Origin of the sequence: Rubinisphaera italica, from assembly GCF_007859715.1 — a bacterium.
Lineage (GTDB): Bacteria > Planctomycetota > Planctomycetia > Planctomycetales > Planctomycetaceae > Rubinisphaera > Rubinisphaera italica.
Window position 1 is genome coordinate 949,633 of the sequence record NZ_SJPG01000001.1, and the last position, 16,395, is coordinate 966,027.

Consider the following 16,395-nt stretch of genomic DNA (forward strand, 5'->3'; position numbering starts at 1 on the left):
GCTCTCAAATCGCTATTCCGCATTCAGCTTGACTGCTCCCTGATGTTGAACTTACACGACATTTTGCGATAGTTGGAATAGTAGGGTGCGTTTAAACACACCTTTCTACGAGTGTTATTGCACGAGAATAAACAATACCCGTCAAATTCGGAGACAGGGAAAGGTGCGTCGAGACGCACCCTGCTAATATGAATCTTTCCCTGGAGGCCCCAGAGATCGGGAATAAATCAAAATAGGGCAACTTCAAAACGCGTCAGCGAGAGCACTACACATGCTTTCGCAAATCAAATTCTGATTGGCAGAACACCAGCTTGGGCACACTGGTATGCGCGCCCTTCCGCACAGTGGTGTGCGGATCTGGCACAGTTCGCATAACGCTTAATGCATGTCTGATAGAAGCGGTGTAAATCATTCAGGAAATTTCTGGACAAAGCGTACCCGAATCCACATTTTGAGCAGGATTTTTGAATTCCTGTGCCAAAATTCAAACTGCGTCAGCTAGTCGCAGCACTGGCACGTCGCTTGCGAATAGAGCCCTTACTCAAATTCTCAGAATTCGTTTTCAAGAAGTGAACGGCAAAAAATGAATGCGACAGCAGTACCGGATGATGATTTCGGCCATACGGAATCTTCATCACCTGAACAGACTAAGCGACATGAGGTAATCGAGTCGTTTCAGTATGACGATAAAATCACAAGACAGTTTGCCACAGCAACGTTGGTCTGGGGGTTGGTTGCATTTGTGGTTGGAATCTACATTGCTCTGCAGTTGGTGCTGCCGCAACTGACATTTGGCTTGGAATATCTGACATTCGGTCGAATACGCCCCTTGCACACCAACGCTGCGATTTTTGCGTTCGCAGGAAATGCCATCTTCGCAGCCATTTATTATTCGACTCAGCGTTTATGCAAAGCACGAATGTGGAGTGATTTGTTGAGCCAGCTGCACTTCTGGGGTTGGCAACTCGTCATTGTTTGTGCCGCTATTACGCTGCCTCTGGGGATTACACAAAGTAAAGAATATGCAGAGCTGGAATGGCCGATTGATCTGTTGATTGCGGTTGTCTGGGTCGGTTTTTTCGGCGTCAACTTTTTCATGACGCTCATCAAAAGGCGGGAACGACATCTGTATGTCGCATTGTGGTTTTACATTGCGACGATTGTTACGGTCGCCTTGTTGCATGTGTTCAATAATCTTGTGGTGCCAGTCGGGTTATTCAAAAGTTATCCGATTTATGCAGGCGTTCAGGATGCCTTCATGCAATGGTGGTACGGGCACAATGCAGTTGCATTCTTCCTGACGACACCCTTTCTGGGATTGATGTATTACTTTCTTCCCAAGGCTGCCGATCGCCCGGTCTTCTCTTATAAGCTGAGTATTCTGCACTTCTGGTCACTGGTGTTTATTTACATTTGGGCCGGGCCCCATCATTTGCATTACACGGCGCTACCGGAATGGGCAAGTTCGCTGGGGGTTGTCTTTTCTGTCATGTTGTGGATGCCATCCTGGGGAGGCATGATCAATGGTTTGCTGACTCTCAGAGGAGCCTGGAATAAGGTCACTGAAGATCCCGTGCTGAAATTTTTCGTCGTGGGAATAACATTCTACGGCATGTCGACATTCGAAGGTCCGATGCTTTCGATCAAAGCCGTCAATGCCCTTTCCCATTATACGGATTGGACAATCGCCCATGTCCACAGTGGTGCACTTGGGTGGAACGGGTTTATGACCTTCGGCATGTTGTATTGGCTGATGCCGCGGATTTTTCAGACGCCGCTCTACAGTAAAAAACTCGCAGAATGGCATTTCTGGATCGGGACGATGGGGATTCTGCTCTATATTCTTCCCATTTATGTCGCAGGAATTACTCAGGGGTTGATGTGGTTTGGACTCAAGGAAACGGGCCAGTTGATGTATCCCGATTTTGTGGAAACCACGCAAGTTTTGATGCCGTTTTACTGGATGCGAGTGCTGGCCGGTATTCTCTATCTGTCCGGTGGCGTGATGATGTCTATCAATTTTTACCGAACCTGGATGAATCGCCCCAAAGTCTACGATGAACCTGTCTATCAGGCTCCGGCACTTTCAAAGAATTATGTGGACGATCCGACTCCCCAATCCGAATTAACAGCTGTGCTCGAGATTGGTAAGAAAATTGATGTCTGGTCGAAAATGGCCTGGCATCGCCGCTGGGAACGTATGCCCATCTACTTCACGTTCTGGGTGATTGTCGCAGTGGTCGCCGCTTCATTGTTTGAGATCATTCCAACCTTCCTGATTCGTTCCAACGTCCCCACGATTTCGACTGTCGAGCCTTACACTCCACTCGAGTTGGCAGGACGGGATATTTATGTGTCCGAAGGATGTTACAATTGTCATTCCCAAATGATCCGCCCCATGCTGTCTGAAACGAAACGGTATGGCGAATATTCAAAACCTGGGGAGTTTATTTACGACCATCCGTTCCAATGGGGCTCTCGCCGAATTGGTCCCGATCTGGCACGTGAAGGAAACAAACAGTCGCATTTCTGGCACCTCGTCCATCTGCGCGATCCAGGAGCGGTGATTAAAGGTTCGATTATGCCATCGTTTGCTGCGTTGGAGAAACAGGATCTGAATTTCAGGACTATCCCCGATCGCGTGAAAGCCGCCAGTTATCTGGGAGCTCCTTATCCTGAGGAAACCCTTGAGAATTCCATTGTGATCGCAAAGAAGCAGGCTGCTGAGATTGCGAAAGCCATCGTCGCTCAAAATGGTCCAGATAATTTGCAGGATAAACAGGTCATTGCGCTAATTGCCTATCTGCAACGACTGGGCACCGATATTTACAAAACTCCTGCACCGGCAGTTTTGGAAGAAGCAGAACCCCAGATGGATCCGGCAGAGACGACAGAAGTCATTGAGGAGCAGGAATGATTCGAGAAATTCTAAACAACGTCGATTACAGCTTATTTGCCACGAGTGCACTTGTTCTTTTCGTACTCGTTTTTGTAGCAGTCAGCATCAAGACATATTTTACGGACAAGAAAACGACCGACAAACAGGCCGACATTCCGTTGTCGGATGGAACACGGAGCAAAGCATGAGTGATAATTTATTGACCCCTGATGCTGACAACGAATTGACCGGCCATAATTACGATGGAATTCAGGAGTATGATAATCCATTGCCCGGTTGGTGGAAGATGATATTTATCGGTTCCATCTTTTACGGCGTGCTCTACATGATTTATTACCACAACGGTCAGGTTGATCGTTCAATGCTGGTTGAATACCAGCAGGCGGTCGCAGCGAACTTGCGTTTGCAGTTTTCTGAAATTGGTGAACTGAATCCAGATCGACAAACATTGCTGACATACATGGACGATCCAAAATGGTCTGCAGTTGGTGAATCTGTCTTTAAAACACACTGTATTTCCTGCCATGGTTCCAATGGGGAAGGAAAAATCGGTCCGAACCTGACGGACGACAAATGGAAGAACGTAAAGACGATTGAAGACATCGCCAAGGTGGTCAGTGAGGGAGCGGGTAACAATGCGATGCCTGCCTGGAAAACTCGATTGCACCCCAACGAACTGGTCCTGGTTTCCTCTTATGTTGCCTCGTTAAGAGGCACGAATCCTGCAGCCGCGAAAAGTCCCATACAGGGAGAAAAACCAATTCCACCGTGGGACGAACCACAAAATTAAATGGAAATGCAAAAGGCATGATTTCTATGAAAACCAATGAGTGGAATTTCGACGGGTGGCGGGGGCGCTCTCGAAGAGAAGCCCCCGAACCGTTGGACTTTCGGGGGCTTCCGCTAAAGCGGAGCGCCCCCGCCACCCGGGAGATCATTCTTCAATATTTTATTGAAAATCCGTTTTCCATTTGGAACGGGGTTCAGGTTGAAATACGAATGGTCATGATTGCTATGACAACCATTGATTGGAATTGCTATGGAAAGCCTTGTCATGGCATCTTCAGAGGAGCGAAACGATGAATGACGCGCTCTTGGATGCTGATGAACATGTTCTCTCGACACTGGACAAAGACGGGACGCGCAGGTGGTTGTATCCGCGAGTTTCGCTCGGTCGATTCTGGCATGCGCGAAGAATTGTGGGCTATTTACTGATTGCACTCTTTGTCGCTCTTCCCCACATCAGAATCAACGGCCGTCCCGCAATTCTACTAAACATTACCGGCCGTGAGTTCACATTATTTGGGCTGACATTTTTACCAACCGATACACTTTTACTGGCATTATTTATGGTGAGTCTGTTTCTCACCATTTTTCTGCTGACAGCGATATTAGGTCGGGTTTGGTGTGGCTGGGCCTGTCCACAAACGGTTTACCTCGAATTTGTCTATCGTCCCATCGAAAGACTTATGATGCTGACCAAAGGGCGGGGTGGGGTTCCCGGCAAGAACATCAGTGGCTGGCGGTATGTGGTCCTGTATGCAATCTATCTTGTCCTTTCGATGCTGCTGGCTCATACCTTCCTGGCTTATTTTGTTGGCGTTGAAAAGTTGTCCCAGTGGATCCGCCTTTCCCCTTTTGAACATCCAGGGCCCTTTCTGGTCATGCTGGTCACAACCGTCATGATGATGTTCGATTTTTCCTTCTTCCGCGAGCAACTTTGTTTGATTGCCTGCCCTTATGGACGATTCCAATCCGTACTACTAGATCGCAGTTCTTTGATTGTGGCTTACGATCGAACCCGCGGTGAACCTCGAGGTAAGATCAATAAATCGCTCCCCATCGTGAATCAAACGCAGGGAGATTGTGTGGATTGCGGTTTGTGTGTTCGAACCTGCCCAACCGGCATCGATATTCGTGAAGGTTTGCAGATGGAATGTATTCATTGCACGCAATGTATGGATGCCTGCGACGCGGTGATGGATAAAGTGAAACGCCCCAAAGGTTTGATCCGCTACTCCAGCCAGAATGAGATGGATGGAGAGTCGCAGCGGTTCTTGCGACCTCGTGTCGTCATCTATCCGACCTTAATACTCATTTTGGTCAGCTTATTGACTTACAATATCGTGACGAGAAAGTCTTTCGATGTGACGTTAATGCGAAATCTGGGTAGCCCATTCATAGTGACGGAGTCAGGCGAAGTTGAAAATTCCATGCGAGTAAAACTGGTGAATAGACTGGATGAAACCGATCAGTTCTTAATCAATGTTCTGTCTCCTGAATCTGTTCATATCGATCGAACTCAACCAATTGTATTGGAAAGTGGAGCCACAGAAACTGTGGGAGTTCTGGTAACAATCCCCAAGAATGAATTTACATACGGCCAGTTGACTGCAGATCTTGAAATCGTGAGTCAATCGGGTGACAGGAGAGTGGTGCAATGCAAACTGCTGGGACCATAGACGTCTCCGCCGAGCAAGCGGAACGTACGAGTCGTTGGATCTGGAGTGGAATGATTGTCGGGCTGTTGAGTCTGCAGATTTTCTGCTGCATGATCGCATTTTTTCTGGCAACAACGTCTCCTTCGATGGCAATCATCCCGGATTATCATCAGAAAGCTCTGAATTGGGATGAGACTCGTAACGAAATACATGCGAGTGAACAACTCGGGTGGCAAAAAAGGATTGACGTGAGTGATCCGATCGATGTTTACGGAAATCGAACAGTGACTCTCTGGCTGAATGATTCGACATCGGCCCCGGTCCTGGCTGATCAAATCCATTTGAAGGCCTATCGACATGCCAACGCGGCTCAATTGATTTCAATCCCTCTGGAAGAAATTGCTCCGGGGACGTATCAGGCACAAGCGGAAATAACGAAAGCTGGTTTGTGGCAATTTGAACTTCAGGCAAATCGAGATTCCGACTCCTATCTCGATTCATTCACTTTGGAAATTGCGACTCGATAATTCATGGAACCAAATTTGATCTCAATCGCGATTGCAGTACTGACGGCCAGTCTGGTCGGAAGTGCGCATTGCGTCGGTATGTGTGGACCTTTCGTTATCCTGGCAGCAGGATCGAGTGAAGCGTCTGTGCGTTTTCGTTTGAGAAATTTGACAGGTTATCATGCTGGCCGTGGAATGACTTATGCCTTAATTGGCGTGATGGCAGGCTGGGCAGGAAGTTGGCTTGATGTGGGCGGTCGTCTTCTCGGCTGGCAACAGACTGCTGCCTGGCTGACAGGTCTGGCCATGATATTATTTGGAATCATTGCCATCCTGAATTTGCGAAAACGAGGCTCCGTCCATTTCTCTTTACCCGTTATTTTGACAACGACTATTCGCAAATTCTATCAGCAAACGCGAGTTCTCTCTGCAGGGTTTCGAGCCGTGGCAATAGGAGGAATCACCGGATTCCTGCCGTGCGGCTGGCTCTATGCGTTTGTTATTCTGGCGATAGGAACGTCGCATCCATTTTCAGGCGCAATCATTATGCTGGCCTTCTGGATGGGAACAATTCCCGCGCTATCGTTACTCAGTATAGGTATGAGTCAACTGTCCGATTCTGCAAAAGCGATCGTGCCCTATTGCACAGCAGCGATTCTCATTCTTGGAGGTCTTTTTACGGTTTCCGTGCGCTCTTTTGCAGACCTAAGCCCGCTGGATCAAACGAAGGTTCATTCCGAAAAGACAATAGAGGCACTTGAAGAGATTCAGAATCAACCGCTGCCCTGCTGTCATCAGGATCTAGCCGATGAAGAGCTCCCCAATGAAAAGCCGCTACCACCATGCTGTCAGAATCAATAAGCACCGATCTTGAACAGAAAAAACAACACTGCAGTTGCGCGCACTGTGGATTGCCCGTTCCAGCTTCGATGTATCATCCCGAGAATACCCGGATGTTCTGCTGTCACGGTTGTGAAACGGCTTATCTGATTTTGCAGGATGACGACGAACTCAGAAATACATTGCAAGAACGTCAGCAACATTCCAATCGGGATCTCGATTATACCTCGATGGACCACGACGCGTTTAAGACGCGTTATGTTCGATCCCTTTCACCAGAGCGGCGACAAATTCGGCTGCTGCTTGAGGGGATTTACTGTTCGAGCTGTGTCTTTGCAATTGAAAAGCTTTCGCAATACCTGGATGGGGTGATTTCTTCACGCGTCAACCTGACCAATTCAACAGTCACAATCGAGTGGGATCCTGAAATCGTTTCCCTCTCTGTTATTGCACAAACATTGCATCGGCTGGGCTACTCTCCACATCCAGTTGATGATGATCGCTTCGCAGAAATTGGTCGGAAGGAAAATCGGAAACGATTGATCAATCTGGCCGTCGCCGGTGCCTGCGCTGGCAATGCAATGATGATTGCATTTGCGTTATACAGTGGCGTGTTTTCGGGAATGGCAACCGAGCACCTTCATTTATTCCGCTGGACGAGTTTAATCGTTGCCACGGTTTCTCTGTTTGGGCCAGGCTCTCTGTTTTTTCAATCGGCCTGGCGTGCAATGCAAACTCGGACATCGCACATGGACGTGCCAGTCGCCGTCGGCTTGCTGGCTGGTTACGGGCTGGGCCTGGCTAATACTGTTCTTGGTCGTGGAGAAATTTATTTTGATTCGATTTCGGTTCTGGTTTTTCTATTACTGATTGGCCGATACCTTCAGTTCTGGCAGCAGCGAAAAGCAGTGCATCAAATTTCGCTGCTCAAGGCGCTAACACCCCAATATGCACGTCGTATCAATAAAGAGAATCTGGGGCAACAGATCACGGAATCGATCCCGCTTGATGCCATTGAAATTGGTGACGAACTCGAAGTCAGAGCAGGTGATTTGATTCCAGTGGACGGTTTGATTCGTTCCGGGAAATCTTCTGTCGACTGCTCGATCCTGACTGGGGAATCAATCGGTGTACCTGTGATCGCTGGTGATCACGTTTCAGCCGGAACGATGAATATCTCCAGTCCATTGGTCATTCAGGCGGAATGCCTGGTGGCTCATTCCAGATTATCAGAGATCGCCAGTCTGGTGGAAGCGGGAATTCAATCCAAGACTCCCATCGTTCAATTCGCAAATGCGATTGGTGGATACTTTGTGAGCATCGTACTTCTGCTGGCAGGGCTCACGTTTTTGGGATGGGCTGCTTTCAGTCTGGAGCTGGCAATTAATCATGCGATGACATTACTAATCGTGGCTTGCCCATGTGCACTTGGTTTGGCGACACCTTTTACAATCGCGATTGCTCAAGCCCGAGCTGCCCGTCAGCAGATTCTTGTCAAATCCGGAGATGTCTTCGAACAACTGCAAAACCGGGGAACAGTCTGGCTCGATAAGACAGGCACGATTACCGAGGGGAAGATCTCAGTCGTTGAGTATCAGGGAGAGGCAGAGTTAATCCCAATCATCTTCGCCATCGAAAAGAATGTTGTTCATCCCATCGCGACTGCTCTCGTACGAGACCTTGCCTCAAAAAAGGAGTTCTCGTTGACAGACCGCATTGAAGACGTGAACTCGCTGCCCGGCTACGGAGTTTGTGGACAGATCAATGGTGCGACGATAGCTGTTGGTTCTGAAAAGCTGATCGAGAAAATGACACTCTCGATTTCCGAAGACTTGAATGTTCGATTAAACCAATTCCATCAGTCGGGATTGACAGGGATCGTTATTGCTGTGGATGGAACCGTCAAAGCGATTTGTGCGATCAGCGATCAGATTCGTCCTGATGCTTCAATAGCCATTGAGCAACTCAAATCAGCCGGCTGGAAAGTGGGGATACTTTCTGGCGACCATACTGAGGTCGTCAATTTAGTCGGCAGTCAGTTGGGAATTCCTGCAGGCATGACGTTTAGCCAAATCTCTCCCGAACAGAAGCTTGAGATTATCCAGAATTCGTCCAGGCAGGAAACGACGATTATGGTTGGAGATGGCGTGAATGACAGTGCGTCTCTTGCAGCGGCTTCTATGGGAATAGCAGTCCATGGAGGAGCCGCAGTTAGCTTGCAGGCAGCTGATGTCTACATCAACCGCCCCGGCCTGCTGGGAATTACTGTATTGATGCAGGGTGCCAAAAAAACAGTAAGGACAATTCGCTTTAACTTTGCCGTTTCCCTCTCTTACAACATCATTGCTGCGGGATTGGCGATGTCAGGGATGATCAATCCCATTATCGCCGCCATACTCATGCCTCTGAGCTCTCTGTCTGTATTGACAATTGCATTTCTCAATCCCGCTTTTCGAGAAAATCAGTCATGAGTGTGATTTACGTCGCTTTACCCATTGCTCTTTTACTGGGTGCATCAGCTGTGATTGCATTTATCTGGTCGGTCAATAATGGCCAACTCGATGATTTGGAAACCCCCGCAATCCGCATGCTCAGAGATGATTCCACAAAATCATCGAAAGAGAAACAAAAAAATTCTGATCAGCCACACTAAGAATTCCGATTCTGTTCACTCATGTAATTATCAATCACGTTACATGTGGCTCTGAGGCTAAAAAGCGTGATCCTCAGGGGACTCGAATCAGCAAGGCTTTTGTTTCCATTGATTTGAAGCCAAGTAGGGTGCGTCTTGACGCACCATTCACTCGAAGTTCTTAAACTCATCTCCATACCATTCCGCCTGGCTGCCCCAAGTCGCTGGATACTCTCCGAGTTTGACATATCGATGAAATGAGGACCAAGGCCATTCGAAGATCCTTTTCACCAAGCCATGCTTCAGAGGATTCACGTGGAGATAATCCAAACATCTTTTAAATCAGCCTCGTCCTGAGATGGTATGCTCATAGAACCGGCGCTGTCAGATTTCCGTTCTCTACGTTGGATGCGACTCTGCGAAACAGCAGCCTCTGTACCTCCGGCTGCAGTCCAGTTTTTGGTGAATTGTGATTTGATAAACCTCCATCGCATGGAATAATCTTGATCACCTTGTGGCAATTCCCAGATCGTATTGAGGTGATCTGGGAGAAGGACAATCGCTGTCAGATCAAAGGGATGTTGTGTTCGAACTTCTTCAATTGCATTTCTCAAGCATTCTCGTCCTAATTGAGTCGCGAGAATTTGTCGACGCTTGTGCGTAACGACCGAAAAAAAGAAAAGATATCGTCCGTCCCGTGATCGGCGATAGATGCTCATTCAGTGATAATAACTCACCGGGAAAGGTGCGTCGAGACGCACCCTACAAAGTCCTGATCACTCTTCCTCAGATGCCTCAAGCCGTTCTCTCAAATACCCTGCCCGGGCCGTGTTTCGTTCGGCCGACGAGAGTTCTTTGGCGTAGCGTTTTTGCAGGTGGGCGGGTTGGGTCTGGATGAAGAGTTCGTTGGCCAGGGATAAGTCGGGGGTTTCGATCAGGCCGAGGTTGACGCCCATACGGAGGCTCGAAAGCAGGTGCAGGGTTTCTTCCGAGCTGATCGTTTGGGCGCTGCGGAGGATACCGTAAGCGCGGGAGATTTGGTCGTGTAACTGCTGATGATTTTCGGTGATGAGGGCTTTGCGGATGCGGCGTTCATAGTCGATGACATTCGGCACGACATCTTTAATCAGCTCAATAATTTCCGGCTCACTTTTGCCGAGCGTGATTTGATTGGAGATTTGATAGAAGTCTCCCATTGCCTGGCTGCCTTCGCCGTAAAGTCCACGGACGGCCAGTCCCATTTTCTGCATCGCCTGGAAGACTTTTTGAATTTCCTTCGTCTGTACCAGAGCCGGCAGGTGCACCATAACGGAAACTCGAATACCTGTGCCGACGTTGGTTGGGCAGGCAGTCAGGTATCCGAACTGTTCATGATAGGCATAAGCGACACGGGCTTCGATGGCATCGTCAAGCTGATCCATTTCTTCCCAGCAGGCATCCAGATTGAACCCGCTGCGAAGGACTTGCATACGGAGATGATCTTCTTCGTTGATCATCACACTGGTTTGCTGAGAGTTACCGACGACAACACCGCGGGGGCCAGAGGATTCGGACAACTCCCGGCTGATGAGCTGACGTTCCATCAGAAACTGACGGTCGATTTTCGAAAGCGTGTCGACATCGATATAGGTCAGGTCGCTGTAGGAGTAGTGCGGTTTGGCGGGAGGTTGATCCGATTCGCTGGCGATTCGTGAGCCCTGATCGCCTTCCGTTTCGGCAGCCGCTTTTTTCGCCTTCTTGTTCTCTTTTCGAACTTTGGAAACGGCATCACGCAGGAGACCTTCGATTTCCTTGCGTGTTGGATCGTCTGCTTTCGTCAGGAACGGAAACTGGGCCAGATTGCGTGCCAGTCGAATTCGACTGGATACGACAACGTCCGACTCTTTCCCTGTCCCTTCGAGCCAGCCGCTCGTGACAAAAAGTAACGAATCCAAATCCACGCGTATCCTCCCTTGTTCTACACTCAATCAGTCGATCTTATCACATTTCTCATTGAAGGCTCGACCAATTTTATATTCTAAGGGGCAATCCTGATCTTAGAGAAGTGGTAAATCCGACAGGATTGCAAACATTTTACAACTCTGGTGAAGTTTCACTGGTCCTGACCTTCAATTCGAGAGTGTAGCGAATGAGGGGAATGTTCTACCAGACAGTCCAGAAAAAGCATTTCGGGAAATTATTACACATGCACGAAGCGCAAGCGAGTGTGTGTGACTGAAGACGGATTGACTCACTCGCTTGCGCTTCGTGCTTGTTTTTACTATTTGACGGGCATTGGTAGCGGGATGAGTTCTGCCTCTGGAGTCTCTGACGGTTCTGGGAAAGCAATTTCGCCGCGTTGCTCCCGATCCTGTTTTTCAGAGAGTGCGGCCCAGTATTTCATGCGATACTCAGCGGGATAATAAACGGGATCGCAGCCGCGGCAGGTTGGGCACTTGCAATCCTTCGAGCAGGGGCAGAGGGCGCGATTGAAGCCGAATCGTCTCCAGTCGGGCATCCCAATGCGGCTGACATCCAAACCGGGGACATAAAGCGGATCGAGAGCGAGCTTGGTATCGGCGTATGCATCGATGATTGAGGAGTAGATGGCCGTCGTGCGATAGCATTGGCAGCCGCTCAATCCCAGGAGCAGACCACTGAAGATTCCCAGTATGACAATTCGCATAGTTGACCTCAAAACCTCGATACAGACGCCGTTTGGTGGTTTGATCGGCGGATCGATCGATACGGGTGTCCGTTTTTAACGGCTTTAGCGGATAAGCCGATCAATCCGAGTGAAAAAGTGCGGCTGAGTTAAATTGGGGGAGATATAAGGGGGGCCTCACAACCGATAAAATGAGAACAACTACTTGTCAAGAGAAAAGGGTGGCAGGGATCGAGCGTAGTGAAGCCCTTAGAAAGTCGAAGGTCTTGTGGCTGCATTTCGCTACAACCCCAGCCACCCGATTGCAGAAAGTTCTTGGAAAAGTTAAGACTTTTTTATAAAAAACCACTAATTTTCATTGCAGTTCTGGCGGGGTCGACTGTTCAGAGGGAACGGGGTTGTGGTATAACACTGCATCACTCGACTCTTTTTTTGATCGAAACGTGGCTCCGGTCGCTCTCCTGCAGCAAGTGACCGTTGCTCCCGAGCCGGTTTTTCATCGAAAGAGGCAAAGCGAGTTGCTGTCTTTTTCAGAGGCATGTGTCTCTGACAGCATATTGAAATTCACCTTTTATTTAACGAATTAGGCCAATCAATCGGTTTTCTGGGAATCGATATGGAATTGGCTTGGGAAACACATGGTTGACAGGCATTTACTCCGCGAATTTTCCATTACAGATGATGAACTGGACTCCTTCCTGGGAACATCCTTTGCCGATTTAACTGGCGAAGATGCCGATATGGATTCGGTATACGATGAGACCTCCCGAAGTTTTGACGCCAATGAAATCATCGAAGGGCGCGTGATTCGCGTCGATGACGATGAAGTTCTGGTCGATATTGGTGCAAAAAGCGAAGGTCTGGTCCTTCTCGAAGAGTGGGAAGAAGACGAAAAGCAGCCGGAACCGGGCGACACTGTTGAAGTGTTGATGGAAGACCTGGAAGACATTCACGGCGTGATCCTGCTCTCGAAACGCAAAGCGGACCGAATCCGCGAGTGGGAACGCATTATCGAGAAATGCAACGAAGGTGATATCGTCACCGGTAACGTTGTGCGTAAAATTAAAGGTGGTTTGCTGGTCAATATCGGCGTGAACGTCTTCCTGCCAGCTTCTCAGGTCGATATCCGCCGTCCTAACGATATCGCCGATTTCATCGGTCAGGATATCGAATGTATCGTTCTCAAAATCGATGAGCCACGACGAAACATTGTTGTCTCTCGTCGTAAGTTGATCGAAGATCGCCGAGCCGACTTGAAACGCAATTTGCTCGAGAAACTCGAAGAAGGTCAACTTCGCGAAGGTATTGTCAAGAACATTGCCGATTTCGGTGCGTTCGTCGACCTGGGCGGAATCGATGGCCTGCTGCATATTACTGATATGAGCTGGGGCCGCATCGATCATCCGTCGAATATGGTCAATATCGACGATAAAATCGAAGTGATGATTCTGAATGTCGATCGCGAAAAAGAAAAAATCGCTCTCGGCTTGAAGCAGAAATCAAAAAGTCCCTGGGAGAACATCGAAGATCGTTATCCGCTCAACAGTCGCGTAACCGGCGAAGTGACCAACGTCATGTCTTACGGTGCGTTTGTGCGACTTGAAGATGGTATCGAAGGTTTGGTTCACATCAGCGAAATGTCTTGGACACGTCGTATTAATCACCCGAGCGAACTGGTCAATATTGGCGATCAGGTCGAAGTGGTTGTGTTGAATATCAACACCGACAAACAGGAAATTTCACTCGGCATGAAGCAGACGCAACCCAACCCTTGGGACAACGTCACCGAGAAATATCCAATTGGTGCCACCGTCACTGGAAAAGTGCGAAACCTCACGAATTACGGTGCTTTCATCGAACTCGAAGAAGGTGTCGATGGCTTGTTGCACGTGAGTGATATGTCCTGGACACGCAAGATTTCGCACGCCAGCGAAATGTTGAAGAAGGGCGACGAAATCGAATGTCAGATTGTCTCTGTCGACGAAGACCGTCGCCGTATCGCACTTGGCCTGAAACAGCTCGCAGGCGATCCTTGGGAAACAACAATTCCAGACAAATACGGCCCAGGCACAATTGTGACTGGCAAAGTGACGAAGATCACCAACTTCGGTGTGTTCGTCGAACTGGAATCGGAACTCGAAGGCCTGCTGCACGTTTCTGAACTGGCCGACCACAAAGTGGACGATCCCGAACAGGAAGTCAAAGTTGGCGAAGAAATCGAAGTTCGCGTTCTGCGACTCGACCTCGACGATCGCAAGATCGGCCTGAGCCGACGTCTCGATGCCGAGCTGGACGATGTTCAGCAGGTTGATGAAACCGGCAAACCGATCGCAACTCCGGGCGAGCTCAAAGGGGGCATGGGAGCCAGTGGCGGACCACTCTTCCAGATGCCAACTGCCGAGCAGGAAGCCGAAACTGCTGCCGAGGAAACGGCAGCCGAAGAGGCTCCGACAGAAACAGAATCTGCAGAAGCTGAATCGACTGAAGAAGCTTCCGCAGAGAGTTCTGGTGAAGCTGAAGGTACCGATGAGACTGAAGAAACCGAAAAAGTTGACGAGTAATCTCGGCTGCTGATTTCGATCGAAGTATAACCGGAGGGAAGCAATCGCTTTCCTCCGGTTTTTGCATTGTGGTATCGTTTTTAAGGTCATTGATGAGAGGCCCGCAATATTCTGTTTCAATGACCTGATCTCGGATTCTCGAAATTTTTCACTATGCAATGATGATTCCACGTGATATCTTGAGGTAGAGTGAACAACGAATTCGATCTCGAAAGTGTTCTGAAGATTGTCGATCAATGATCGATTCTCCATTTTTTATCAGTCAGCTGCATTACCCATAATCCTATGTCAAAAGGAATATTGCATGGTTTCAATCAATCGTCGGCAGTTTATGGCTGCGATCTCAGCAACAGCCTTCACATCCATGGGAACTCCTGCATATTCAGCAATGGCTAATGAGGAACTCCGGGTGGTCGTCATTGGTCTGAATGGGATCGGCAGGACACATCTGGAAGGTTTCCCTTTGATTCCCGGTGTACGTGTGGTTGGGGCGTGTGATGTCGACAGTGCAGTCCTGGGGACAAGGGCGGAAAATTTTGATAAGAAATTTGGTTATCAACTCAAAAAATACGATGACCTGCGTCGCGTTTATGATGACCCGAATGTCGATGCAGTTGTCCTGGCTGTGCCGAATCATTGGCATGGACTGGGAACGGTCTGGGGCTGTCAGGCGGGGAAGGATGTTTATACCGAAAAGCCCTGTTCCCACAATATCTGGGAAGCAGGTCAAATGGAGAAAGCCGCGCAGAAATATGAGCGAATTGTACAAATAGGTATTCAACGCCGAAGCTTTCCACATCTGCAGGAGTTCTTCAGAGAAATTCGTGAAGAGGGTGTCCTCGGCAAACTGAAAAGCGTCAAAGGTCTCTACTTGTCCCGCAGAGCATCGATTGGCAAACCGGAAGTCGCTCCGAAGCCATTGCCAACGGTCAATCATGATCTCTGGTGCGGGCCTGGCTCAACAAAACTCGAGCGTTTGCGTTATCACTACGACTGGCACTGGTTCTGGGATTATGGCAATGCGGAACTTGGTAACAATGGCCCCCATATTCTTGATCTTTGCCGTTGGGTCGTAGGAGCCGAGGAATTCCCGACCAGTGTAACGAGCGTGGGCGGGCGATATGCCTGGGATGATAATGGTCAGACTCCGAATACGCACATTCTCAGTTATGATTATGCCACTGCCCCTATCACATTTGAAATTCGTGATCTGCCCACAGCGGAAGGCAAACGGGATTCCTGCAAATATAGGGGGCTTAGTTACGGAATCGTTGTCGAAGGGGAAGATGCGACCTATCTCGGTTTTGATACTGGTAAAGTGATCGACCACAACGGAAAAACGATTCGCGAAATTACTGGAGATAAAGGGCCGGACGGTGGGCGACAACTGCATCGCGAGAATTTTGTAAAAGGCGTTCGGTCTCGTAAAACAAAAGATCTGAATTGCAGCGTCCGGACAGGCCATCTTTCTTCCGCGCTTTGTCATCTGGGCAATATTTCTCACCAGTTGGGAGAGCCAATTGCCCTTTCATCACTGCCAGAACGAGTTCAGGATCAGCCACTCATTGCTGAGGCCTCTGAGCGGATGAACGAACATCTTGCAGCCAATGGTGTGAATTCTCAGACAGCATCGGTGCAGTTGGGACGGACGCTGGAAATCGATCCGGCAAAAGAGGTTTTCCCAAACGATGATGCAGCCAATCAATTGTTGCGAAGGGAGTACAGATCTCCGTTCATAGTGCCGGAACAGGTTTAGGAAGACAAAGTCCATTTGTCTGTGGCTTGATTATTCGTTCAGTTATTCTCTATGATGAAATTTTTGCATCAGAACGGTCAAATTCACTGGTGGAGCACATTGTTGTTGCTCGACAT

General features: G+C 48.8%; 13 protein-coding genes. 10 read left to right on the plus strand and 3 right to left on the minus strand.

Annotation, left to right across the window (positions count from 1 at the left end; all coding sequences use genetic code 11):
• Window positions 1-583: 583 nt before the first annotated feature.
• The 8 genes from ccoN to ccoS all read left to right on the plus strand — a co-directional run bounded on the left by ccoN (window position 584) and on the right by ccoS (window position 9,339).
• Window positions 584-2,917, plus strand: a complete 2,334-nt coding sequence (gene ccoN, locus Pan54_RS03675) for a cytochrome-c oxidase, cbb3-type subunit I (RefSeq protein ID WP_146502217.1) — start codon at window positions 584-586, stop codon at window positions 2,915-2,917.
• Window positions 2,914-3,087: a hypothetical protein gene (locus Pan54_RS25710; protein ID WP_165441566.1), complete on the plus strand. Its 174-nt coding sequence runs from the start codon at window positions 2,914-2,916 to the stop codon at window positions 3,085-3,087. The genes ccoN and Pan54_RS25710 overlap by 4 nt, the downstream gene beginning before the upstream one ends.
• The gene (locus Pan54_RS03680) at window positions 3,084-3,689 is read left to right on the plus strand and encodes a cbb3-type cytochrome c oxidase N-terminal domain-containing protein (RefSeq protein ID WP_146502218.1); all 606 of its coding nucleotides are present in this window, start codon (window positions 3,084-3,086) and stop codon (window positions 3,687-3,689) included. Before Pan54_RS25710 ends, Pan54_RS03680 begins: the two co-directional genes overlap by 4 nt.
• 289 nt (window positions 3,690-3,978) lie before the next feature.
• A complete protein-coding gene (gene ccoG, locus Pan54_RS03685; protein ID WP_146502219.1) occupies window positions 3,979-5,361 on the plus strand; it encodes a cytochrome c oxidase accessory protein CcoG in 1,383 nt (460 codons plus the stop codon).
• Window positions 5,340-5,867 (plus strand): FixH family protein, encoded by a 528-nt coding sequence (locus tag Pan54_RS03690; protein ID WP_146502220.1) that lies wholly within the window; start codon window positions 5,340-5,342, stop codon window positions 5,865-5,867. Before ccoG ends, Pan54_RS03690 begins: the two co-directional genes overlap by 22 nt.
• Window positions 5,868-5,870: 3 nt before the next feature.
• Window positions 5,871-6,707, plus strand: coding sequence for a sulfite exporter TauE/SafE family protein (locus Pan54_RS03695; protein ID WP_146502221.1), 837 nt, complete (start codon window positions 5,871-5,873; stop codon window positions 6,705-6,707).
• Entirely contained in the window at window positions 6,689-9,157 is a 2,469-nt protein-coding gene (locus Pan54_RS03700) for a heavy metal translocating P-type ATPase (RefSeq protein WP_146502222.1), read from the plus strand. The genes Pan54_RS03695 and Pan54_RS03700 overlap by 19 nt, the downstream gene beginning before the upstream one ends.
• The gene (ccoS, locus tag Pan54_RS03705; RefSeq protein WP_146502223.1) at window positions 9,154-9,339 is read left to right on the plus strand and encodes a cbb3-type cytochrome oxidase assembly protein CcoS; all 186 of its coding nucleotides are present in this window, start codon (window positions 9,154-9,156) and stop codon (window positions 9,337-9,339) included. Before Pan54_RS03700 ends, ccoS begins: the two co-directional genes overlap by 4 nt.
• 290 nt (window positions 9,340-9,629) lie before the next feature.
• On the opposite strand, the gene Pan54_RS26240 is transcribed toward ccoS, so the two are convergent.
• The 3 genes from Pan54_RS26240 to Pan54_RS03720 form a co-directional block, all read right to left on the minus strand.
• On the minus strand, window positions 9,630-10,037 hold the full coding sequence (locus Pan54_RS26240) for an REP-associated tyrosine transposase (protein ID WP_449314304.1): 408 nt from the start codon (window positions 10,035-10,037) through the stop codon (window positions 9,630-9,632).
• Window positions 10,038-10,094: 57 nt separating this feature from the next.
• On the minus strand, window positions 10,095-11,258 hold the full coding sequence (locus tag Pan54_RS03715) for a protein arginine kinase (RefSeq protein ID WP_146502224.1): 1,164 nt from the start codon (window positions 11,256-11,258) through the stop codon (window positions 10,095-10,097).
• A 320-nt stretch (window positions 11,259-11,578) separates the two neighbouring features.
• A complete protein-coding gene (locus Pan54_RS03720; RefSeq protein WP_146502225.1) occupies window positions 11,579-11,983 on the minus strand; it encodes a hypothetical protein in 405 nt (134 codons plus the stop codon).
• Between the two features lie 617 nt (window positions 11,984-12,600).
• Between Pan54_RS03720 and rpsA the strand changes: the two genes are divergently transcribed.
• Together rpsA and Pan54_RS03730 are read left to right on the plus strand one after the other, a co-directional pair.
• On the plus strand, window positions 12,601-14,523 hold the full coding sequence (gene rpsA / locus Pan54_RS03725; RefSeq protein ID WP_146502226.1) for a 30S ribosomal protein S1: 1,923 nt from the start codon (window positions 12,601-12,603) through the stop codon (window positions 14,521-14,523).
• A 304-nt stretch (window positions 14,524-14,827) separates the two neighbouring features.
• Window positions 14,828-16,279, plus strand: a complete 1,452-nt coding sequence (locus tag Pan54_RS03730) for a Gfo/Idh/MocA family protein (protein WP_146502227.1) — start codon at window positions 14,828-14,830, stop codon at window positions 16,277-16,279.
• The last annotated feature ends 116 nt before the right edge of the window (window positions 16,280-16,395 follow it).